This window comes from Aggregatibacter aphrophilus ATCC 33389, from assembly GCF_900636915.1.
Classification (GTDB): domain Bacteria; phylum Pseudomonadota; class Gammaproteobacteria; order Enterobacterales; family Pasteurellaceae; genus Aggregatibacter; species Aggregatibacter aphrophilus.
Window position 1 is genome coordinate 2,024,665 of record NZ_LR134327.1, and the last position, 22,480, is coordinate 2,047,144.

The window sequence follows — 22,480 nt, forward strand, 5'->3', positions numbered from 1 at the left end:
AAGGACAGGCTTTATACCTGTCCTTTTCATATCATCGGGTTATCGGACAGACATAAAGTCTGTCCGATAAATTTGTCATTATTGACTACTTCACCTGCATTCCCGCCGTCACGCCTTCGTCGGCAGACAACAAGAATAAATCGGCACCGCCCGTTCCCGCACTTAAAATCATGCCTTCGGATACACCAAATTTCATTTTGCGCGGTGCCAGGTTTGCCACCATAATCACAAAGCGACCTTCTAGTTCTTCCGGTTTATCATAAGCGGCTTTAATACCGGAAAAGACTTGGCGTTTGTGATCGCCCAAATCCAGTTCAAAGCGCAATAATTTATTAGATTCCGGCACAGCTTCACATTTCAATACTTTCGCTACTCGCATATCTAATTTAGCAAAATCATCAATCGTGATGGTCTCCGCAATCGGCTCAATAGCTCCCGTAGATTCATTGGCATTTTTGACCGCACTTTTCACGGCAGGCGCGGCATTCACTTGCGCATTTTCCGCTTTAGACGCCTCAATCATTGCTTCAATTTGTTTACCATCCAAGCGAGAGAACAAGGCTTTAAACGGTGCAATTTGGTGATTTAATAAAGGCTGCGCTAAATTTGCCCACGTTAATTCCGCCTGCAAGAAAGCCTCTGCACGTTCTGCCAGTTTTGGTAAGACAGGTTTCAGATAGCCCATAAGCACGCGGAATAATTGAATCCCCATAGAACACACCGCTTGCAACTCCGCGTCTTTGCCCTCTTCTTTCGCAATCACCCAAGGGGCTTTATCGTCGATATATTTGTTGGCTTTATCGGTTAATGCCATGATTTCACGAATGGCTTTGCCGAATTCGCGATTTTCGTAATAAGTGGCGATTTGCTCAGATTGTGCAATAAATTCATTAAATAAAGCCTGATCATCTAATACTGCCGCCAACTTCCCGTCAAAACGTTTTTGGATAAAACCGGCGTTACGGGAAGCCAAATTCACCAATTTATTCACCAAATCCGTGTTCACGCGCTGAACGAAATCTTCTAAGTTCAAATCCAAATCATCAATGCGATTACTTAATTTCGCTGCGTAGTAATAACGCAAACATTCCGGATCCAGATGTTTCAAATAGGTTGCCGCTTGAATGAAGGTACCGCGGGATTTTGACATTTTCTCGCCGTTCACCGTCACATAACCATGCACAAAAATATTGCTCGGTTTACGGAAACCGGCACCTTCTAACATGGCAGGCCAGAACAGGCTGTGGAAATACATGATGTCTTTGCCGATGAAGTGATAAAGCTCTGCATCGCAGTCTTTGCACCAGAAACTGTCGAAATCAATACTGCTTTCACGTTTACAGAGATTTTTGAAAGACGCCATGTAACCGATAGGCGCATCCAACCAAACGTAGAAATATTTGCCTTCCGTATTCGGAATTTGGAAACCAAAATATGGCGCATCGCGGGAAATATCCCATTGTTGAAGACCCGCTTCAAACCATTCCTGCATTTTGTTAACCACTTCCGGCTGCAAAGATCCGGAGCCCAACCAGTTTTTCAACATGGCTTCAAAACTTGGCAAATCAAAGAAGAAGTGCTCGGAATCTTTCATTACCGGCGTCGCACCTGACACCACAGAATGCGGGTTAATGAGTTCCGTAGGGCTATAAGTGGCCGCGCACACTTCGCAGTTGTCGCCATATTGATCCGGCGATTTACATTTCGGGCAAGTACCTTTCACAAAACGATCGGGTAAGAACATGCCTTTTTCTGGATCGTATAGTTGGGAAATGGTGCGGCTTTTAATAAAACCGTTTTCTTTTAAGCGGTTATAAATGAACTCTGAAAACTCGCGATTTTCTTCACTGTGTGTGGAATGGTAGTTATCAAAGCTGATATTGAAACCGGCAAAATCCGCCATATGTTTGTGACGTACATCATCAATAAGTTGTTCTGGCGTAATGCCCATTTGGTCGGCTTTTAACATGATCGGCGTACCGTGTGCGTCATCGGCGCACACAAAGTGAATGTCATTGCCGCGCATCCGTTGAAAACGCACCCAAATATCCGCCTGAATATGCTCCAACATGTGGCCTAAATGAATAGGACCGTTGGCATACGGCAAGGCACAAGTAACTAAAATTTTACGCTTGGAATTCGACATAATATTGACCTTTAAAATACTTAAAAAACGGAAAAAAAATTGGCGCTTATGTTACCTTATTGAGGGTATTTTTTCTAGTTTAATCATGATTTAGGCATTTTTAACTTAACAGATAAAGGCGGTCATGATTAAATATAGCCAACGAATTTACTACACTAAAAGGAAGCATTATGGCGACGTTATTTTCTGAAAATTTAACGGAACAACAGAAGGAACACATTGTTCAGTTATTCAAAAACTTTCAACACCCTACTCTGCAAAAAGATCTCATTTCTCTCAACACATTAAAAAAAGCCGAAAAGGGCGGTGATACTTTGCGTGTGGAATTATCCATGCCTTTCGCCTGGAACACGGCTTTTGCTGAATTAAAAGATGCCTTAACCGAACCATTAAAAGCGGCGGCAGAAGTGGAAAGTGTCAAATGGCAACTAAACTACCAAATCGCCACCCTCAAACGCGCCAATAATCACCCTGCGGTGAAAGGTGTAAAAAATATTATTGTAGTCAGCTCCGGTAAAGGCGGCGTGGGTAAATCCACCATTTCCGTCAACCTTGCTATCGCGTTACAACAACAAGGTGCACGCGTGGGAATTTTAGATGCGGATATTTACGGCCCCTCCATTCCACACATGCTCGGTGCTCCGCATCAACGCCCAACATCACCGGATAATCAACACATCACCCCGATCGAAGCGCACGGCTTGTATGCTAACTCCATCGGTTTCTTAATGGACGAAGACAACGCCACCATTTGGCGCGGTCCAATGGCAAGTAGCGCATTAAGCCAACTATTACAAGAAACCTTATGGCCTGACTTGGATTATCTTGTGATCGATATGCCTCCGGGCACCGGTGACATTCAACTTACCCTGTCCCAACAAATTCCGGTGACAGGCGCAGTAGTTGTCACAACCCCACAAGACATTGCCCTATTGGATGCGGTAAAAGGGATTTCCATGTTTGAGCGTGTTTCCGTGCCGGTGTTAGGTATTGTGGAAAACATGTCCATGCACATTTGTAGCAACTGTGGTCACCAAGAAGCGATTTTCGGGACCGGTGGTGCACAGCGCATTGCAGACAAATACAACATCAAAGTGCTTGGTCAACAACCGCTCCACATTCGTCTCCGCCAAGACCTCGACCGCGGTGAACCAACCGTCATCGCCGCCCCGGAAGACGATATTGCCAAATCCTTCATGCAATTGGCCGAAAAAGTGGCAACAGAGCTTTACTGGCAGGGCTCTGTGATTCCGAGTGAGATTATGTTCCGCGAAGTAAAGTAACGACATTGCATTGAAATTGCATTAAAAAAGAGCGGTCAGTTTTCCCAACGTTTTTTTAAAACGCATTGAAAACTGACCGCTCTTTTATATTGCCTTTCTTCTTCACACGGAACCCAATAAAAATACATTTGAATAAGCTATTCTTTCCAACGAGTCAAATTTTAGCCATAAAAAAACCTCTCCGCTAGGAGAGGTAGGAAAGTAGTTTAGCTATTTATGATTATTTTATTTAGGAACTTTATGAATATCAAGCAATCACTTGATGTGATTGGATAATATAGACATTTCCTATTTCTGCAAAATACTAAATTATGTTTTCTTGATATAAATCACAAAAAATAGCTTATTTTTGTATTTTTGTCGATTTTTTGTGCTTACTGTGAGTGGTTTTAATTTGTGTTAAAATGTGCCAACAAAAATTCTCGAAAGGTGACTGTGTGAAAAAATATTTTTTATTTTTAATGTTCTGGTTGTTAACGCCAAGTGTGTTTGCCCACCCGCATGCGTTTATTGACATGAAAACTAAAATCCTGGTGAAAAACCAACAGTTAGTCGGCTTTTCTGCTCAATGGATACTGGATGAACCGAGCTCTGCTGCGATGTTATATGATATAAACCAAGCTCATGGCGATAAACAAGCATTACAAAAATTAATTAATGAAATTATCAGCAATGTTGTAAACGAACATTATTTTAGTTATCTATTTGATAAGAATGAAAATAAAGTTAAATACAGCGCTAAACCTGAAAATTACGGTATGAAAACCAGCGGTTCGCAAGTGTTGTATTATTTTGATTTTATGCTGTCAAAACCACAATCATTGGTGGATAACGAATTCACTTTGAGCACCTACGATCCTACTTACTATGTTGCCATGTACTACGATCAGCCCGTTAATCAGGCAGTCGATTTTTCCCAACTACCGGCCAATTGTCGTGGCGAAGTATTAGAACCACAAGTAGATAATAAAATAAAAGAATATGCGTCATCATTAGATCAATCGCAACGTAATGAAGATAACACGCTTGGCGCGTTATTCGCTCAAAAAGTGCGGTTGATTTGCAAATAGTTTTTAAGAGTTTTAATGAAATCCCGTTTATTTTATACCGCGTTATTTGGCCTTTTAATTGCCGCCATCATTTATCTATTCCCTTGGTTGTTCACGCAAGTCGCCTTGTGGCAAAGGGAATTTAACCAGCTTATTTCCGGCTATTTACATGACATAAAACAGCAACCTGCCTATGCGGGAAGTTGGTTGATTTTAGTCAGTTTTCTCTATGGCGTATTTCATGCTCTTGGTCCGGGACATGGAAAATTTATTATTGCCGGTTATTTATCCACTCATCAAACCCAACTTAGTCGCAGTATGCAAATCACGTTTTTTTCGTCTTTGATGCAAGGTGTTGTAGCGATTTCGGCCGTCTCAATTATTGTACTAGTTTTACAACTGTCTTCCGGCTACTTTAATTTAAGCCAACTGTGGCTTGAACGCACGGCGTTCTGCTTGGTCATTTTACTCGGCTTAAACTGGTGTTGGAAAAACGGTAAAATTTTATATAAAAAACGCCATCAACAGAAAAAACGCCCTCAAATTCAACGTATTCAAGGAATTTCGTCCGGAGAAATGCGCGTGGGCTCATTAATCGCGGAAAAAAGTGCGGTGCATATTTCAAACGTTTTTCCTGACCATAACGAACATTGTAGTTGTGGGCATCAGCATATGCCTGACCCGACCAAACTAAAACAAAATCATACCTTCAAAGACAGCCTATTGATTATTTTAAGCATCGGTATGCGGCCTTGTTCTGGTGCCATTTTTGTGTTGTTTTTAGCCTATATGTTAGATCTTTACCGTTGGGGAGTTTTTGCCACCTTAGCCATGGCTTTCGGCACCGGCATCACCTTATCGGCCTTTGCCTTATTAGTGCGCTATGCTCGTGCGACAGCAGTGAAAATGGGTCAATGGTATCGCGTACCATTTGCGAATTTAGATATTGAAGCAGTGATGAAATGTGTCGCAGGTGTCATGTTGATTTTCTTTGCGTTAAGTTTGCTTTATAGTTCTACACTGCCGGTTAGCGGTGGTGCGGTATTATTTGCCAGATAAAAAGAAATGAAAGGTTTCAGCAGAAAAAATAAAAGCCCATAAGGAGGGTATGGGCTCAAATTCCTTTGGTATGCTTAGCTTTTATAAAAGGAGACAAATAAAAACTATCCAAAGAAAAAAATTGGCTCCTCCTGCTGGACTTGAACCAGCGACATATGGATTAACAGTCCACCGTTCTACCGACTGAACTAAGGAGGAATAATTCGGTATCAAAAAGATAGGCGCGTATATTACTTATCCGACCACTCCTTGTCAACACCTCAAATTAAAAATTTTTTGACATTCCTAACTTTAATTTTCTATCCACAAAGTCTGTGGATAAGTTTGTGAGTTATTATTTTACAAATGAGCTAATCCCTGATGAAATCAGGCTTTACAGAAATTCTTAGCTGAATTGATTGCAAAATAACATTTATTTATTTTTCAATTAGTTAATAAAAATCTAGAGAATTTTTTAAATTTTTTTTATAAATTTGTGAGGCAACATACTTGACAAGCCTAACTCTGTGTAAAACTTCATTTTTTATCACTCAATCTGGAGTAGTAAATATGCTAAAATACACAGCATTTAGAAAACACCTCAAAAATCGACCGCACTTTATGTCAGAGAAAATTAACACTAAGCCTTTTATTCTTCATTCCGATTTCAACCCTTCCGGAGATCAGCCTCAGGCCATTGCAAAACTGGCTGAAAATTTAGAAGACGGATTAGCACACCAAACCCTACTGGGCGTTACGGGTTCCGGAAAAACCTTTACGATTGCCAATGTGATTGCGCAGTTAAATCGACCGGCTATGTTGCTTGCCCCGAATAAAACGCTCGCAGCTCAGCTTTATGCGGAAATGAAAGCCTTTTTTCCTGAAAATGCGGTGGAATATTTCGTTTCTTACTATGATTATTACCAGCCGGAAGCCTATGTGCCGAGCAGTGACACCTTCATTGAAAAAGATGCGTCCATTAACGATCAAATTGAGCAAATGCGCTTGTCCGCCACGAAATCTTTTTTAGAACGTCGGGATACCATCGTGGTTGCCTCCGTCTCAGCTATTTACGGTTTGGGCGATCCGGATTCTTACTTACAAATGATGTTGCATTTGCAACAAGGGGCGATAATCAATCAGCGTCAGATTTTGGCTAAACTGGCGGAACTGCAATATACGCGTAACGATCAGGCATTTCAGCGCGGTACGTTTCGTGTGCGCGGGGAAATTATCGATATTTTCCCGGCAGAATCCGATGAGCGCGCAGTACGCATTGAATTATTTGATGATGAAATTGAGCGTTTAAGCTTATTCGATCCGCTCACAGGAAGCAGCTTTGGTGCCGTGCCACGTTTTACCGTGTATCCAAAAACGCACTACGTCACACCGCGCGAGCGCATTTTAGATGCTATTGAAAAAATCAAAGTGGAACTGGCGCAACGACGGGAATATTTCATTAAAGAAAATAAATTGCTGGAAGAACAACGCATTAGCCAACGTACTCAATTTGATATTGAAATGATGAATGAGCTGGGTTATTGCTCGGGGATTGAAAACTACTCACGCTATCTGTCGGGCAGAAATGAAGGCGAACCGCCGCCAACCTTATTTGACTATATGCCGTCTGATGCGATTTTAATTATCGACGAATCTCATGTCACTGTGCCACAAATCGGTGGGATGTATCGCGGTGACCGTTCCCGTAAAGAAACGTTGGTGGAATATGGTTTCCGTTTGCCTTCGGCGTTGGATAACCGTCCGCTACGTTTTGAGGAATTTGAACGCTTGGCTCCGCAAACCATCTATGTTTCGGCTACACCGGGACCTTATGAATTGGAAAAATCCAGTAGTGAAATTATCGATCAGGTTGTGCGTCCAACAGGCTTGCTGGATCCGCAAATTGAAATTCGCCCGGTGTCTATTCAAGTGGATGATTTGCTTTCTGAAGCGCGTCAAAGAGCGGATAAAAACGAGCGCGTTTTAGTGACGACGTTGACCAAAAAAATGGCGGAAGATTTAACGGATTATTTAGATGAACACGGGATTCGTGTGCGTTATTTGCACTCCGATATTGATACGGTGGAGCGTGTGGAAATTATCCGTGATTTGCGCCTAGGCGAATTTGATGTGTTGGTCGGGATTAACTTATTACGGGAAGGCTTGGATATTCCCGAAGTGTCACTCGTGGCGATTTTAGATGCGGATAAAGAAGGCTTCTTGCGCTCCGAACGTTCTTTAATTCAAACCATCGGACGTGCTGCGCGAAACTTGAATGGTAAAGCGATTTTGTATGCGGACAGCATCACCAAGTCTATGGAAAAAGCCATTACGGAAACCAATCGCCGCCGTGAAAAACAAACGAAATATAATGAAGCTCATGGTATTATTCCGCAGGCGTTAAATAAAAAAGTGGGTGAATTATTAGATATCGGTCAGGGTGCCAATCAAAAAGCTAAAGCCAATAAACAACGCGGGAAAATGGTGGCAGAACCGACCGTACTTTATGCGGTACCAACATCACCGAAGGAATATCAACAACAAATCAAGAAACTGGAACAGCAAATGCATAAATTTGCGCAAGATTTGGAATTTGAAAAAGCTGCCGCGGTACGTGATCAGCTGCAACAATTGCGGGAAAGTTTTATGCTATCAGGCGAGTAAAAGTGCGGTCGTTTTTCTCGGTGTTTTCATAAAAAAAGGCGAAATAAATTCGCCTTTTTGTTTTTTTACTATGAGCTTACTGCACCAACAAGTAGAAGTTGCTGTCGCCACGGATGATATTTAAAGCAACAGCGGACGGTTTGTTATCCAACGCTTTACGTAATTGACCTAAATTCTCAATTTTTTGGCGGTTAACGCCAATGATCACATCACCGGATTTCAAGCCACGCTGTTCCGCTAAAGAGTTTGGTTTGATTTTACTGATGGATACCCCTTTTACCCCTTTTTCATCATAATTGTTCAACTCTGCCCCTTCCAATGCCGGTAACAAATTGTTGGCGCTGGTTTGGGTTTGTTCGTCAGATTGTAACGTTACTTTAGTGTTATTGGATTTGCCATCACGTAGATAGGTCAATTCAATCTCTTTACCCGCGCCTGAAGTAGCGATTTTCGCACGCATTTCAGCAAAGCTGGAAACTGCTTGACCGTTCATGGCTGTAATGACGTCACCGGCTTTTAAGCCTGCTTTATCGGCAGCAGAACCCAGGATGACTTCACTCACAAAAGCACCTTTTTTAGCCTCAATGTCAAAGGCTTGGGCTAAATCTGCATTTAATTCGCCCCCTTTAATGCCTAACATACCACGACGTACTTCACCAAATTCAAGAATTTGTTGGACTAAGTTGTTCGCCATATTACTTGGGATAGCGAACGCAATTCCCGCATTGCCACCGCTTGGAGAAATAATAGCGGTGTTGATGCCGATTAATTCGCCATTCAGGTTAATCAACGGACCACCGGAATTTCCGCGATTGACCGCGGCATCGGTTTGAATGTAGTTTTCGTACATACCGCTATCAGAGCCCATAGAGCGACCTAAAGCGGACACAATACCGGAAGTCACGGTTTGACCTAAACCGAACGGATTACCGATTGCAACGGTAAAATCACCTACGCGTAATTTATCAGAGTCGGCGATCTTAAGTGCGGTCAAATTTTTCGGTTTTTCGATTTGAATTAACGCCACGTCAGACATCTCATCGGCACCGATCACTTTTGCTTTAAATTCACGGCCATCTTGAAGTTGCACAGTAATTTTATCTGCATCTTTAATTACATGATTATTGGTTAAAACATAACCCTTTTCCGCGTTGATAATCGCACCGGAACCTATGCCTTTGAAATTACGAGGAGCGCGATCACGATCAAACATATCCGGCCCAAAGAAGAACTTAAATTCTTCCGGAATGGAATCATCCATTTGGGCTGAACGACCTTTTTGTTTGCCTTCTACAGAAATAGAAACAACGGAGGGTAAAACTTTTTCTAACATTGGTGCCAGGCTTGGAACTTGTTGACCTTCTACCACTGCAGGAATTTCAGCTTGGCTCATCATAGGCGTGGTTAAAATACTCAATCCTAGAGCAATACCGGTTAACACAAAATTGCGTTTTTTCATTAATTTTTTTCTCCAATAAAAACAATCTTAAAACAACGAAATCCCTCAAGATTTCGATAACTGGTATGACAAAAAAAATAGTTGAATGTTCAGTGATTTTTATGGGTTAAAAATTTCCTTGGAAAAATTGGCACGAAAGGCCAACATCAAGTAGAATGAGCCCTCGAATTATTTATTTCCTAAGGTTATTGGACGACGCAAAACGCAAAGAAAAATGACCGCACTTTTCCTAAACTTTTTCCCTTAATTTTAATTAGAGAAGAATTATGTCAACACAATTCGTTTACACGATGCACCGAGTAGGCAAAGTCGTTCCGCCGAAACGTCATATTTTAAAAGATATTTCCCTCAGTTTTTTCCCTGGCGCCAAAATCGGTGTGCTTGGTTTAAATGGCGCCGGTAAATCCACCCTACTCCGCATTATGGCGGGTATTGATAAAGACATCGAAGGGGAAGCTCGTCCACAACCCGGCATTAAAATAGGCTATCTTCCGCAAGAACCAAAACTTGAACCGCAACAAACCGTGCGTGAGGCTATTGAAGAAGCGGTAGGTGAAGTTAAACGTGCTTTAACTCGTTTAGATGAAGTTTATGCGTTATATGCCGATCCCGACGCTGATTTCGACAAACTCGCTGCCGAACAAGCAGAATTAGAAGCCATCATTCAAGCGCACGATGGGCATAATTTAGATAACCAATTAGAACGCGCCGCCGACGCGTTACGTTTACCGGATTGGGATGCCAAAATCGAACATTTATCTGGGGGTGAACGCCGTCGTGTTGCACTTTGCCGTTTATTACTCGAAAAACCAGATATGTTGTTATTAGACGAACCGACCAACCACTTGGATGCGGAATCAGTGGCATGGTTAGAACGCTTCTTACACGACTACGAAGGCACCGTTGTGGCAATTACCCACGACCGTTACTTCTTAGATAACGTTGCCGGTTGGATCTTGGAGCTTGACCGTGGTGAAGGTATTCCTTGGGAAGGCAACTACTCTTCTTGGTTGGAACAAAAAGAAAAACGTTTGGCGCAAGAACAAGCGCAAGAATCTGCCCGCCAAAAATCCATTGAGAAAGAATTGGAATGGGTACGCCAAAATCCAAAAGGTCGTCAAGCGAAAAGCAAAGCGCGTATGGCTCGTTTTGAGGAGCTTAATTCCGGCGAATATCAAAAACGTAACGAAACCAACGAACTCTTTATTCCACCTGGTCCACGCTTAGGCGATAAAGTCATTGAAGTTCAGCATTTAAGTAAATCCTACGGCGACCGCACTTTAATCGATGACTTGTCCTTCAGCATTCCGAAAGGCGCTATCGTTGGAATAATCGGGGCAAACGGTGCGGGTAAATCTACCTTATTCCGCATGCTTTCCGGCAAAGAACAACCGGATTCCGGTACCATCACCTTGGGCGAAACTGTCGTGTTAGCTTCCGTGGATCAATTCCGTGATGCTATGGATGACAAGAAAACCGTGTGGGAAGAAGTCTCTAACGGACAAGATATTTTAACTATCGGCAACTTTGAAATTCCAAGCCGTGCTTATGTAGGACGCTTCAACTTCAAAGGGGTCGATCAGCAAAAACGTGTGGGCGAGCTTTCAGGCGGGGAACGTGGTCGTTTGCACTTAGCGAAATTGTTGCAAGCCGGCGGCAACGTATTGTTATTGGATGAACCAACTAACGACCTTGACGTAGAAACTTTGCGTGCGCTAGAAAATGCTATCTTAGAATTCCCGGGCTGTGCAATGGTCATTTCCCATGACCGCTGGTTCTTAGACCGGATCGCTACTCATATTTTAGACTACGGTGATGAAGGCAAAGTGACGTTCTACGAAGGTAACTTCTCCGATTATGAAGAATGGAAGAAGAAAATCTTCGGTGCCGAAGCCCTTCAACCGCACCGAATTAAATATAAACGCATTGCGAAATAATTGTTAATCACGAAACACAAAAAACCCGTTTTCATTGAAAACGGGTTTTGTTTTATTGATGCAGCCAAAAACACCTAAAATTCTGACCGCACTTTAAGTGAATTACCACTCAAAGTTTAAACCGACGTTATAGGTTGCGCTGCCACCATTGGTACTTACTGCCACACCGGCTTTCGCGGCTACATTTTCATTGAAACGATAACCTGAACCAACCGCTAGTGCTGTTTTAGATTTATAACCACCAACAGCCGTACTCAAGTTAAGGCTGCCGACATTATAAGGTTGGAACAAACCGCTGAGTGCAGCTTGGGAAGCTAAGCCATTTTTCACTTCTTTGTCTAATTCATTGACTCGGCTATCTAATCGATCAATACGCGCAGTATTACGATCAACTTTGGTCGTTAATGCCGCGATGTTTTGGCTTGAAGATCTAAAGGTTGCAATCGCTCTGGAATTTGCTGCAATATCGGCTCTGTTTTTCTCTACATCAGCTTTATCTGCTTTATTTTCAATTGTTTTTTTATTCTCGGCGATTTTATTTTTGTTCTCCTTAATATCAGATGCATTTTTATTAATATTTTCTTCATTCTTTTTAATTTTTTGTTCATTGCTTCTAGATTTGGCTTCATTTCCAGTAGTTCTTACTGTCAAATCCTGAACATCCCTAAGTATACCATTTATGTTCTTATTAACATTGCCTAAAGCTGCTTTATTTTCCGCAATCGCTTTAGTATTTTTATCAATATTATCTTTGTTAGCCCGAATTGTTTTTCCATCATCAAACTGTTGTTTAGCTATCCCTGAAATAGCTTTACGATTAAGTTCGACATCAACACTATCTGCTTTTTTTTCCAGTGTAGCTTTATTGGCCGCAATATCGTTTTTGTTTTTAAATATTTGATCTATAGGATCTGGGACTCGTTGAGAAGGCGCTTGTGCCAGTGCTCCAACAGAAAATGTACCGGTAACCAATAAAGCAACTAAAGTCTTTTTAACTAATTGATGTGTCATAATTAATCCTTAAAAAAATAAATTTAACTGTTAGTCTAAACTTCTCAATACAGAAAGCTAATTTTCCATATAAAAGTAAAAAAGAGTCTGATTTAACATACCTCCTTTTGGGCTGAATTTATACCACAAAAAAATATGAATCCCTTCTAATATAAATGTATCAATTCAATAGGTTACAGCTATTGTTTTACCTTAAAATAGAAACAATACTTAATCTTGCATCTTAAAAAACCATTTATTAATGCTTCTTTAAACAAGGTTAAATTTTTCCCTCAAGACTTATAATCTAAAAAAGATTATATTTTCATCGGTTAAAATAGTTACTTGCCGAGACCTTTTTAAAGCCCCCACCATCCGACATTGCTCAAACAAAAGCAAAACACCCGCCAAAACCACCGCACTTTTTACCAAATCCATTAAAGTGCGGTTAAAAATCCCGTTGTTTTTTGCTATAATCCCGCGCAATTTTGCTTCCAAGATTTTATTAATGAATGACTATGACAACGAATTATTCCGCCAACGAAATCACCGTTTTAAAAGACCTTGAACCCGTACAACTCCGCCCAGGCATGTACACCGACACCACCCGCCCAAATCACCTCGCACAAGAAGTTATCGATAACAGCGTGGACGAAGCCCTTGCCGGTTTTGCCACGAAAATTGAAGTGATTTTGCATAAAGATCAATCCATTGAAGTGACCGATAACGGACGCGGTATGCCGGTAGATATTCATCCGGTGGAAAAAGTATCCGGCGTAGAAGTCATCATGAGCAAACTGCACGCCGGCGGAAAATTCTCTAATAAAAATTACACGTTTTCCGGTGGTTTACACGGGGTAGGAATTTCGGTGGTGAACGCCTTATCCGAGCGAGTTGGTGTCACCGTTAAACGTAACGGTGAAGTGTATAAAATCGCCTTTGAAAATGGCAAAAAAGTGGAAGACCTCACCGTTATCGGTACCTGCGGTCGTCGCACGACCGGCACCACCGTGCATTTCAAACCGAATCCGAAATATTTCGACAGCGAAAAATTCTCCGTCAGCCGTTTACGTCATTTACTCCGCGCCAAAGCCGTGTTGTGCTCAGGGCTAGAAATTAAATTTATCGATAAAGTGAATGACACCGAAGACACTTGGCTTTATCAAGACGGCTTGAACGACTATTTAATGGAAGCGGTAAACGGTTTAGTCACCTTGCCGGAACAACCTTTTATCGGTGAGTTTAAAGGCGAAAAAGAAGCGGTGTCTTGGGCGTTATTATGGTTGCCGGAAGGCGGCGAACTAATTGGCGAAAGCTATGTAAACCTGATTCCGACCGCACTTGGCGGCACACACGTCAACGGTTTGCGTCAAGGATTATTAGATGCCATGCGTGAGTTCTGCGAATTCCGCAATTTATTGCCGCGTGGCGTGAAACTCACTGCTGACGATTTATGGGATCGTTGTGCTTATGTGCTGTCCCTTAAAATGCAAGATCCGCAATTCGCCGGACAAACCAAAGAACGCCTTTCCTCCCGTCAAAGTGCGGTGTTTATTGGTGGCGTTGTGAAAGATGCTTTCAGTTTGTGGTTGAACCAAAATATTCAACAAGCTGAGTTACTGGCTGATATGGCAATCAGTTCAGCCCAACGCCGTTTGCGTGCAGCGAAAAAAGTGGTACGTAAAAAACTGGTGAGCGGTCCTGCGTTACCGGGCAAACTCGCCGACTGCAGCTCACAAGATCTCAATTTAACCGAATTATTCCTCGTGGAAGGGGATTCCGCCGGCGGTTCTGCCAAGCAAGCACGGGAGCGTGAATACCAAGCGATTCTGCCGTTGCGCGGTAAAATCTTGAACACCTGGGAAGTCTCACCGGAGCAAGTGTTAGCTTCACAAGAAGTGCATGACATTGCCGTGGCACTCGGTATTGACCCCGACAACGATGATTTATCTCAATTGCGCTACGGGAAAGTCTGTATTCTCGCCGATGCGGATTCGGATGGTTTACATATTGCCACCCTACTTTGCGCCCTCTTCCTACGCCATTTCCCGAAACTGGTGGAACAAGGCCATGTGTATGTAGCGATGCCACCGCTCTATCGAATCGACTTAGGCAAAGAAGTCTTCTATGCCCTCGATGAAAGCGAAAAAGAGGCTATTTTGGATCGTCTGAAAGGGAAAAAAGGCAAGCCGAACGTACAGCGTTTTAAAGGGTTGGGTGAAATGAACCCAATGCAATTACGCGAAACCACGATGGATCCGAACACCCGTCGTTTAGTGCAACTCACCTTTGAAGCACAAGGCGAAGAAAGCCAAGAAACAATGGAAACTATGGATATGCTACTGGCCAAAAAACGCGCTGAAGACCGTAAAAACTGGTTGCAAGCGAACGGGGATCAAGTGGATTTGGCTGTGTAAGAAGAAAAGTGCGGTGAAATTTTCAAACACTTCAAAACATTTCAAAAATCAACCGCACTTTAAATCTCCCCAGTTCCTCTTAACAGAAGAGGGAGAATTTGGCGAAAACCAATAAATTAAATGAACATTATCGACATAAATAAAACGCAAAAATAAATCATGACTGACTCCATCAACTACGAAGGCATCGAACAAATGCCACTACGCCACTTCACCGAAAGGGCGTATCTCAACTATTCCATGTACGTCATCATGGATCGCGCCTTGCCGTTTATCGGTGATGGTTTGAAGCCGGTACAGCGACGCATTATTTATGCCATGTCCGAGCTTGGGCTGAATGCGGCGGCAAAATATAAAAAATCTGCCCGTACTGTGGGGGATGTGTTGGGTAAATTCCACCCGCACGGTGATAGCGCTTGCTATGAAGCCATGGTGTTAATGGCGCAACCCTTCTCTTACCGTTACCCATTGGTTGACGGCCAAGGCAACTGGGGCGCGGTGGACGATCCTAAATCTTTCGCAGCAATGCGTTATACGGAATCCCGTTTATCTAAACTTTCAGAAGTTCTATTGGCTGAACTCGGTCAAGGTACCGTAGATTATCAACCGAACTTTGATGGCACCTTAGAAGAACCGCAATATTTACCGGCACGTTTACCACATATTTTACTCAACGGCACAACAGGGATCGCGGTGGGGATGGCAACGGATATTCCTCCGCATAATATAAATGAAATCGCCGATGCTGCAGTGATGTTGCTGGATAATCCGAAAACTACCTTGGATGACTTATTAACCGTAGTACAAGGCCCAGATTTCCCGACAGAGGCGGAAATCATTTCGCCGAAAGAAGAAATTCGCAAAATATATCAACAAGGTCGCGGCTCTATCAAAATGCGCGCAGCATGGAAAAAGGAAGACGGGGAAATCATTATCAGCGCCCTGCCGCACCAAGCCTCGCCATCCAAAGTGATTGCACAAATTGCCGAGCAAATGACCGCGAAAAAACTGCCGATGGTAGAAGATATTCGTGATGAAGCAGATCATGAAAATCCGGTGCGCATTGTGATCGTGCCGCGTTCGAATCGCGTAGATACCGATGCCATGATGGCGCATTTATTTGCCACCACCGATTTGGAAAAAAGCTACCGTGTAAACATGAACATGATTGGTTTGGATTACAAACCGGCAGTGAAAAATTTGTTGGAAATCCTCACCGAGTGGCTGACTTTCCGTCGCACCACCGTGACCCGGCGCTTGCAATATCGGTTAGACAAAGTGCTTGCCCGCCTGCATATCTTGCAAGGTTTGATGATTGCCTTTTTGAATATTGATGAAGTCATCGAAATCATCCGTCACGAAGATGAGCCAAAAGCCGAATTAATGGCACGTTTCAACTTAAGCGATGCACAAGCGGAAGCCATTTTGAACTTGCGTTTGCGTCATTTGGCGAAACTAGAAGAACATCAGTTGCAAGCGGAACAAGCGGAGTTAGAAAAAGAGCGGTCATCTTTGGAAGAGATTTTAGGCTCCGAACGCCGTTTAAATACGCTGTTGAAAAAAGAAATTCAACAAGATGCCAAAACGTACGCCAGCCCACGCCGTTCGCCGTTAGTTGAACGAGCGGAAGCCAAAGCCATTGCAGAAAATAAAATGCTGCCGACAGAACCGGTGACGGTGATTTTATCAGAAATGGGTTGGGTGCGTTGCGCGAAAGGGCATGACATTGATCCGCAAGGCTTAAGCTACAAAGCCGGCGACAAATATTTGGCGCATGCCTACGGTAAAAGCAATCAACCGGCGGTGTTTATCGACAGCACGGGGCGCAGTTACGCACTGGATCCGCTAAGTCTGCCGTCTGCCCGCTCACAAGGTGAGCCGCTCACCGGAAAACTTACCCTGCCGGCAGGCGCAACCATTGATCAGCTGCTTATTGAAAATGAAGATCAACCGTTGCTCATGGCATCCGACGCCGGCTATGGCTTTATTTGTAAATTCGCCGATTTAGTCGCTCGTAACAAAGCCGGTAAGGCGCTCATTTCCTTACTGGAAAATGCCAAAGTGTTACCGCCATTAACACTGAAAAATCCGACCGCACTTTTGGTGGCACTTACCTCCGCCGGCAGAATGCTGATTTTCCCGGTGCAAGATTTACCGGAACTCTCTAAAGGCAAAGGCAACAAAATCGTCACCATTCCATCCGCTAATGCCAAAGCGCGTTCCGAATTACTGGTGCGGTTATTGTTGATTGAGGAAAATTCCAGCCTGGTCTTCCATTCCGGTAAACGTAAAGTGACCTTGAAGCCGGAAGATTTACAGAAATTCCGTGCCGAACGGGGTCGCAAAGGGACGCAGTTACCGCGAGGCTTACACAGCAACGTAGAAATTGAAGTGGTGACACCACAGGAATAAAATTCAATACACAAAGGGCGCTCATGACGCCCTTTTCTATCTCAAAGTTCGGTCGATTTTTGCGATGTTTTCACACAGAGAGCGAATGCTACACAAGATTATTTAGATGAAGACTTATGCGTAGCGGATATTTATTCGTCATTTAAGTTAATGTAACTCATTGATACATTATATATCTTAAAATAAATATAGAAGAATTAATTCAGAGTTTTCTCTGCTTACAAAAAATCCTGCCCTAACATACGTTAAAGCAGGATTTTTCTTTTGGATTAGGATTAATTAACCGCGGCAGCTTTGGCAAGCAGCTTGGAACATCCAGATCAATTTTTCTTGTTCTTTGATGTAATCACTCATTTGTGAAGCGGTGCCTTCGTCATCTGCATCCGCAGCAAAAGCAAGAATTTCACGTTGTTGTGTCAACAAGACTTTGAAACCTTCTAAAGTACCTCTTAAACAGGCCGCCGCACTGCTCACTGCAATTTCTTCTTTAATACGGGAATGGCTTAAATATTGGCTGAACGCATTGTTTGGTGTGTAGCCCAAGGTCAAAATACGCTCTGCAACTTCATCCACTTTTTCCACAAGATCAGTATAAATTTCTTCAAATTTTGCGTGTAATTCAAAGAAGTTCACGTCTTTAATATTCCAGTGATAACCACGTACATTGGTATAAAACACTTGGTAAGTAGCTAATAATTCATTTAATTTTGCAGCTAAGACTTCAGATTTTGCGGTATCTAAACCAATCATTGTTTTTGACATAATGTGTTCTCCTATACTTTGTTAATTTATAAAAAGATGAACGATATAAACCCCAAATCGTTCGTTTTTGTTGGCGTAAGTATAGAAAAAAGCACATAATAGCGCTAATTGTTACACCGAATAGAATTGATAGATAATAAAAATTGAATAATAAAAAACAATTTCCGAAACCTATCAAAAAGGAACATAAATGACAGAAGTAAGTAAACCAACGGTTTCCAACCCCAAAAATACACGTAAAAAAGCGTTAAGTATTTTCTTTTTTATCCTCATCCTTATCACCGTTCTCACCGGATTATATTGGTTCTTTTTTATTAAAAATTATCAAACCACCGAAGACGCTTATGTGAGTGGTAACCAAGTGATGATTTCTTCGCAAATTGCCGGAAACGTGCGACAAATTAATGCAGAAAACATGGATTTTGTGCATGCGGGAGATGTGTTACTTGAATTGGATGACACGGATTATCAACTGAGTTTCAACCAAGCACAAAATACCTTGGCAAGTGCAGTACGCCAAATTTCGCAACTCGGCTACACCGTGAAACAACTGGAAGCAACTGTTCAAGCCAACCAAACGGCGTTGACCAAAGCACAAGGCGATTTAGCGCGCCGTGAACAGTTAGGGAAAAGCGGAGCGATTGATAAAGAATCGCTACAACACGCCAGAGAAGCAGTAATGACAGCGGAAGCCAACTTAAAAGCGGTTAAGAACCAGCTTGCTGCCAATAAATCCTTATTAATGAATGTGCCGCTAAAAGAGCAGCCGGAAATTCAAAAAGCCATCAGTTCGGTCAAACAGGCGTGGCTCAATTTGCAACGTACCAAAATCACCAGCCCGGTCGATGGCTATGTAGCACGCCGAAGCACACAAGTGGGACAAAAAGTTGCCGTGGGTAGCGCGCTGATGGCAATTATTTCCAACGAACAAATGTGGGTTGATGCCAATTTCAAAGAAACACAATTAAAAGATATGCGAATCGGACAGCCGGTGAAATTATCCTTTGATTTATACGGTCATGATGTGAAATTTGATGGCAAAGTAGAAGGTATCGAAATGGGAACCGGCAGCGCATTTTCTTTGCTCCCTGCCCAAAATGCCACCGGTAACTGGATCAAAGTGGTGCAACGTGTGCCTGTACGTATCAGCTTAGATGCACAACAAATCGCTAACTACCCGTTGCGTATGGGCTTATCTACCTTGGTTGAAGTGAATATTTCAGATACCCGTGGTGAAATGTTATCGCAACAAAAACGTACTGCGCCGCTCTATTCCACCAATACGTTGAATTATGATCAAAGTGCGGTGGAAAATCTCATCGAAAAAATTATTCGCGATAACACAAACTAAGGCTTGCCCATCATGCAAAAACCTATTGAAGGTGCTGCCCTTGGCATCATTACGTTAGCGCTGTCTCTTGCCACGTTCATGCAAGTATTGGATTCCACCATTGCAAACGTGGCGATCCCCACGATTTCGGGCGATCTCGGCGCATCGTTCAGCCAAGGCACTTGGGTGATTACCTCTTTCGGCGTCGCCAATGCGATTTCTATTCCGATTACCGGCTGGCTTGCCAAACGTTTTGGGGAAGTAAAATTATTCCTCATTTCCACCGCACTTTTTGTTTTAGCCTCTTGGTTATGCGGCATTTCCCATAGCTTGGAAATGTTGATTCTGTGCCGTATTTTCCAAGGATTAGCGGCAGGCCCGATTATTCCGCTGTCTCAGAGTTTGCTACTCAATAACTATCCTCCCGAAAAACGGGGTATGGCATTGGCATTTTGGTCAATGACCGTAGTAGTTGCACCGATTTTCGGTCCCATTCTCGGCGGTTGGATCAGTGATAATTTACATTGGGGGTGGATCTTCTTTATTAACGTACCGATTGGGCTTGTCATTATCGGTGCCAGCTGGAAAATTTTAATGCCGAGAGAAAGTAAAATTCAGCACCAGCCTATAGATACGATGGGGTTAATCTTGTTGGTATTAGGTGTGGGCTGCCTGCAATTAATGCTGGATCAAGGACGTGAGCAGGATTGGTTCAACTCCACTGAAATCATTATTCTTGCCGTCATTTCTGCCGTTACCTTAAGCGCACTTGTCATTTGGGAACTCACGGACGACAACCCGGTAGTAGATATTTCCCTATTCAAGCAACGCAATTTCACTGTAGGCTGTTTATCCACCAGCTTGGCATTTTTAATTTACCTCGGCTCCGTCGTATTAATTCCCTTGTTGTTGCAACAGGTTTTTGGCTACACCGCCACTTGGGCCGGCTTAGCATCAGCGCCCGTAGGACTGTTCCCGATTTTGTTATCCCCTCTTATCGGTAAGTTTGGACATAAAATCGATATGCGTATTTTGGTGACCATCAGCTTTGTAGTCTATGCCATTACCTTTTATTGGCGCGCCGTTACCTTTGAACCGGGCATGAGCTTTGCCGATGTGGCACTGCCGCAAATGGTACAAGGGTTAGCTGTTGCCTGTTTCTTCATGCCGCTCACCACCATTACGCTGTCTGATTTACCGGCGCACAAAATGGCCTCAGCTTCCAGTTTGTTTAACTTTTTGCGAACCCTCGCCGGTTCTATCGGCACTTCCCTTACTACATTCTTGTGGTATAACCGTGAAGCCGTTCACCACTCACAGCTGACTGAAGCCATTACCCCGTATAACCCGAACGCACAACAGTATTACCAAATGATGGAGCGTTTTGGCATGGGCGAAGAACAAACCTCTTCTCTGCTTGCTCGTAACATTACATCGCAAGGTTTTATCATCGGCGCCAACGAGATTTTTTGGTTATCCGCCGTGCTGTTTTTGGTGTTATTTATTTTGGTCTGGTTTGCCAAACCGCCTTTTGGAAACCGACACTAAAGTGCGGTCCAAAAAAGAAATATTTTTCACTTTTATTTACAAATCAATAACAAACGCCTATAGTAATGCGCGTTAGTCGGGGTGCTCCGTTAGCTTAAATAACAGAGCTGAGAAATACCCGTGAACCTGATACAGTTAGCACTGACGTAGGAAACTAATGCACTTCACTCTGCTTCCATGGCTTATTTCAGCCAATTTTCCCGTTTAGTTGTTAGCTGGTTTTGTTTTTCAATCTCACCAAGGATTAACTCAATGACCAAGCTTTCTAAAAATTATTCTCCCCTAAAAACATCCTTAAAAACGACCGCACTTTGCTTACTTCCAATGCTGTTTTATACACACAACGCCCAAGCGGAAGGCAAACTGACCATTTATTGCAGCGTACAAAATGTGACCTGTGAAAAAGTCACGAAACGCTTTGCCGAAAAATACAACGTGGATGCTCAATTTGTACGAAACAGCACCGGCACCGTGCTCGGTAAAATCAAAGCAGAAAAAGAAAATCCACAAGCCGATGTATGGTTTGGCGGCACATTTGAACCGCACTTACAAGCCGCCGACCAAGGTTTGCTCGCGACCTATCGTTCTCCGTTACAAAAAAATATCATGCCGCAATTTAAGAAATTAATGGATGAACGAGGTGATTACACGTCGATCATTTATTTAATGGAAGTCGCCATTGGCGTGAATACGGAAAAATTAAAACAGCTCAATATTCCGGAACCAAAATGCTTTGCCGATTTGCTCAAACCGGAATTCAAAAATCAAATTCAGTATGCCGATCCCCGCGTATCCGGCACGGGCTATTCTTTTCTGACGACATTAGTGCAGCTTTGGGGCGAAGAAAAAGCGTTTGATTACTTGAAAAAACTCAATGCGAACGTGGCACAATATTCGAAAAGCGGCTTAGCTACCGGCAATTTAGCTACCGGTGAAGTGGGCGTTGATATTGCCTTTATGCACGGCTATGTGCGTGAAAAAGACAAAGGCGCACCAGTAAAAGGCATTTTGCCTTGTGAAGGCGTGGGCTACACGTTAGGGTCGGTAAGCATTATCAAAGGCGCACGTAATCTAGAAAATGCCAAACACTTCGTGGACTTCGTTCTCGACACCGAAGCGCAAGAAATCCCATGGCGTGAGTCCGACTCTTACCAAATCCCTGCCAACATCCATGCGAAAGCGTCCCCAAAAGCCAGCGATCCAAGCAAACTAAAATTATTGGATATTGACTTCATCCGCTTTGGCGCCGACGCGGAAAGCAAACGCTTAATTGAGCGTTGGGTTGAAACAGTAAAAGGAGAAAAATAGTTGGGAGAAAAGTGCGGTGGAAATTTTAATCGTTTACAGTTTATATCACACAGAATATAAAGCATAAATTATGCTTTACAAGATATAAAACAAATTTTATACTCCATAGCGTATAAAATAATTTCTATACGCTATAG

14 protein-coding genes, 1 tRNA gene and 1 riboswitch are annotated in these 22,480 nt (G+C 42.9%); of the genes, 10 read left to right on the top strand and 5 right to left on the bottom strand.

Annotated elements, in window-relative coordinates; all coding sequences use genetic code 11:
- Nucleotides 1-85: 85 nt before the first annotated feature.
- Nucleotides 86-2,146, bottom strand: a complete 2,061-nt coding sequence (gene metG, locus EL144_RS09730) for a methionine--tRNA ligase (protein ID WP_005703939.1) — start codon at nt 2,144-2,146, stop codon at nt 86-88.
- A gap of 170 nt (nt 2,147-2,316) precedes the next feature.
- Here metG and apbC point away from each other — a divergent pair, with 170 nt between their 5' ends.
- The 3 genes from apbC (at nt 2,317) to zevB (ending at nt 5,537) form a co-directional block, all read left to right on the top strand.
- On the top strand, nt 2,317-3,429 hold the full coding sequence (gene apbC, locus EL144_RS09735; RefSeq protein WP_005703937.1) for an iron-sulfur cluster carrier protein ApbC: 1,113 nt from the start codon (nt 2,317-2,319) through the stop codon (nt 3,427-3,429).
- Between the two features lie 461 nt (nt 3,430-3,890).
- Complete coding sequence (gene zevA / locus EL144_RS09740; protein WP_133252135.1) at nt 3,891-4,499, top strand: zinc transporter binding subunit ZevA; 609 nt, start codon at nt 3,891-3,893, stop codon at nt 4,497-4,499.
- Nucleotides 4,500-4,514: 15 nt separating this feature from the next.
- On the top strand, nt 4,515-5,537 hold the full coding sequence (zevB, locus tag EL144_RS09745) for a zinc transporter permease subunit ZevB (RefSeq protein ID WP_005703935.1): 1,023 nt from the start codon (nt 4,515-4,517) through the stop codon (nt 5,535-5,537).
- 122 nt (nt 5,538-5,659) lie between these two features.
- On the opposite strand, the gene EL144_RS09750 is transcribed toward zevB, so the two are convergent.
- A tRNA-Asn gene (locus EL144_RS09750) sits at nt 5,660-5,735 on the bottom strand.
- A gap of 402 nt (nt 5,736-6,137) precedes the next feature.
- Between EL144_RS09750 and uvrB the strand changes: the two genes are divergently transcribed.
- Complete coding sequence (gene uvrB / locus EL144_RS09755; protein WP_032995256.1) at nt 6,138-8,180, top strand: excinuclease ABC subunit UvrB; 2,043 nt, start codon at nt 6,138-6,140, stop codon at nt 8,178-8,180.
- A 76-nt stretch (nt 8,181-8,256) separates the two neighbouring features.
- On the opposite strand, the gene EL144_RS09765 is transcribed toward uvrB, so the two are convergent.
- Complete coding sequence (locus EL144_RS09765) at nt 8,257-9,639, bottom strand: Do family serine endopeptidase (RefSeq protein ID WP_005703932.1); 1,383 nt, start codon at nt 9,637-9,639, stop codon at nt 8,257-8,259.
- 266 nt (nt 9,640-9,905) lie between these two features.
- Here EL144_RS09765 and ettA point away from each other — a divergent pair, with 266 nt between their 5' ends.
- Nucleotides 9,906-11,576, top strand: a complete 1,671-nt coding sequence (gene ettA / locus EL144_RS09770; protein ID WP_050332800.1) for an energy-dependent translational throttle protein EttA — start codon at nt 9,906-9,908, stop codon at nt 11,574-11,576.
- Between the two features lie 102 nt (nt 11,577-11,678).
- Here ettA and EL144_RS09775 read toward each other — a convergent pair whose 3' ends face one another.
- Nucleotides 11,679-12,587 (bottom strand): YadA C-terminal domain-containing protein, encoded by a 909-nt coding sequence (locus EL144_RS09775; RefSeq protein WP_050332798.1) that lies wholly within the window; start codon nt 12,585-12,587, stop codon nt 11,679-11,681.
- Nucleotides 12,588-13,084: 497 nt separating this feature from the next.
- Between EL144_RS09775 and parE the strand changes: the two genes are divergently transcribed.
- Nucleotides 13,085-14,983 (top strand): DNA topoisomerase IV subunit B, encoded by a 1,899-nt coding sequence (gene parE / locus EL144_RS09780; protein ID WP_032995187.1) that lies wholly within the window; start codon nt 13,085-13,087, stop codon nt 14,981-14,983.
- 159 nt (nt 14,984-15,142) lie between these two features.
- The gene (parC, locus tag EL144_RS09785) at nt 15,143-17,395 is read left to right on the top strand and encodes a DNA topoisomerase IV subunit A (protein ID WP_232010618.1); all 2,253 of its coding nucleotides are present in this window, start codon (nt 15,143-15,145) and stop codon (nt 17,393-17,395) included.
- A 279-nt stretch (nt 17,396-17,674) separates the two neighbouring features.
- Here the strand turns inward: parC and EL144_RS09790 are convergent, their stop codons facing one another.
- On the bottom strand, nt 17,675-18,157 hold the full coding sequence (locus EL144_RS09790) for a Dps family protein (protein WP_032995183.1): 483 nt from the start codon (nt 18,155-18,157) through the stop codon (nt 17,675-17,677).
- A 190-nt stretch (nt 18,158-18,347) separates the two neighbouring features.
- Between EL144_RS09790 and EL144_RS09795 the strand changes: the two genes are divergently transcribed.
- The 3 genes from EL144_RS09795 to EL144_RS09805 all read left to right on the top strand — a co-directional run bounded on the left by EL144_RS09795 (nt 18,348) and on the right by EL144_RS09805 (nt 22,343).
- Nucleotides 18,348-19,508 (top strand): EmrA/EmrK family multidrug efflux transporter periplasmic adaptor subunit, encoded by a 1,161-nt coding sequence (locus EL144_RS09795; protein WP_005703922.1) that lies wholly within the window; start codon nt 18,348-18,350, stop codon nt 19,506-19,508.
- A gap of 9 nt (nt 19,509-19,517) precedes the next feature.
- Nucleotides 19,518-21,035, top strand: a complete 1,518-nt coding sequence (locus EL144_RS09800; protein WP_032995254.1) for a DHA2 family efflux MFS transporter permease subunit — start codon at nt 19,518-19,520, stop codon at nt 21,033-21,035.
- Between the two features lie 67 nt (nt 21,036-21,102).
- A riboswitch (TPP riboswitch) is annotated at nt 21,103-21,205 on the top strand.
- An 82-nt stretch (nt 21,206-21,287) separates the two neighbouring features.
- Nucleotides 21,288-22,343 carry an ABC transporter substrate-binding protein gene (locus EL144_RS09805; RefSeq protein WP_032995181.1) on the top strand — a complete coding sequence of 352 codons (1,056 nt, stop codon included), beginning with the start codon at nt 21,288-21,290 and terminating at the stop codon, nt 22,341-22,343.
- Nucleotides 22,344-22,480: the final 137 nt, after the last annotated feature.

Excerpts from the sequence above, each read along its gene's own strand:
- metG (WP_005703939.1), bottom strand. The coding sequence starts at position 2,146 with ATGTCGAATTCCAAGCGTAAAATTTTAGTTACTTGTGCCTTGCCGTAT.
- apbC (WP_005703937.1), top strand. The coding sequence starts at position 2,317 with ATGGCGACGTTATTTTCTGAAAATTTAACGGAACAACAGAAGGAACAC.
- zevA (WP_133252135.1), top strand. The coding sequence starts at position 3,891 with ATGTTCTGGTTGTTAACGCCAAGTGTGTTTGCCCACCCGCATGCGTTT.
- zevB (WP_005703935.1), top strand. The coding sequence starts at position 4,515 with ATGAAATCCCGTTTATTTTATACCGCGTTATTTGGCCTTTTAATTGCC.
- uvrB (WP_032995256.1), top strand. The coding sequence starts at position 6,138 with ATGTCAGAGAAAATTAACACTAAGCCTTTTATTCTTCATTCCGATTTC.
- EL144_RS09765 (WP_005703932.1), bottom strand. The coding sequence starts at position 9,639 with ATGAAAAAACGCAATTTTGTGTTAACCGGTATTGCTCTAGGATTGAGT.
- ettA (WP_050332800.1), top strand. The coding sequence starts at position 9,906 with ATGTCAACACAATTCGTTTACACGATGCACCGAGTAGGCAAAGTCGTT.
- EL144_RS09775 (WP_050332798.1), bottom strand. The coding sequence starts at position 12,587 with ATGACACATCAATTAGTTAAAAAGACTTTAGTTGCTTTATTGGTTACC.
- parE (WP_032995187.1), top strand. The coding sequence starts at position 13,085 with ATGACAACGAATTATTCCGCCAACGAAATCACCGTTTTAAAAGACCTT.
- parC (WP_232010618.1), top strand. The coding sequence starts at position 15,143 with ATGACTGACTCCATCAACTACGAAGGCATCGAACAAATGCCACTACGC.
- EL144_RS09790 (WP_032995183.1), bottom strand. The coding sequence starts at position 18,157 with ATGTCAAAAACAATGATTGGTTTAGATACCGCAAAATCTGAAGTCTTA.
- EL144_RS09795 (WP_005703922.1), top strand. The coding sequence starts at position 18,348 with ATGACAGAAGTAAGTAAACCAACGGTTTCCAACCCCAAAAATACACGT.
- EL144_RS09805 (WP_032995181.1), top strand. The coding sequence starts at position 21,288 with ATGACCAAGCTTTCTAAAAATTATTCTCCCCTAAAAACATCCTTAAAA.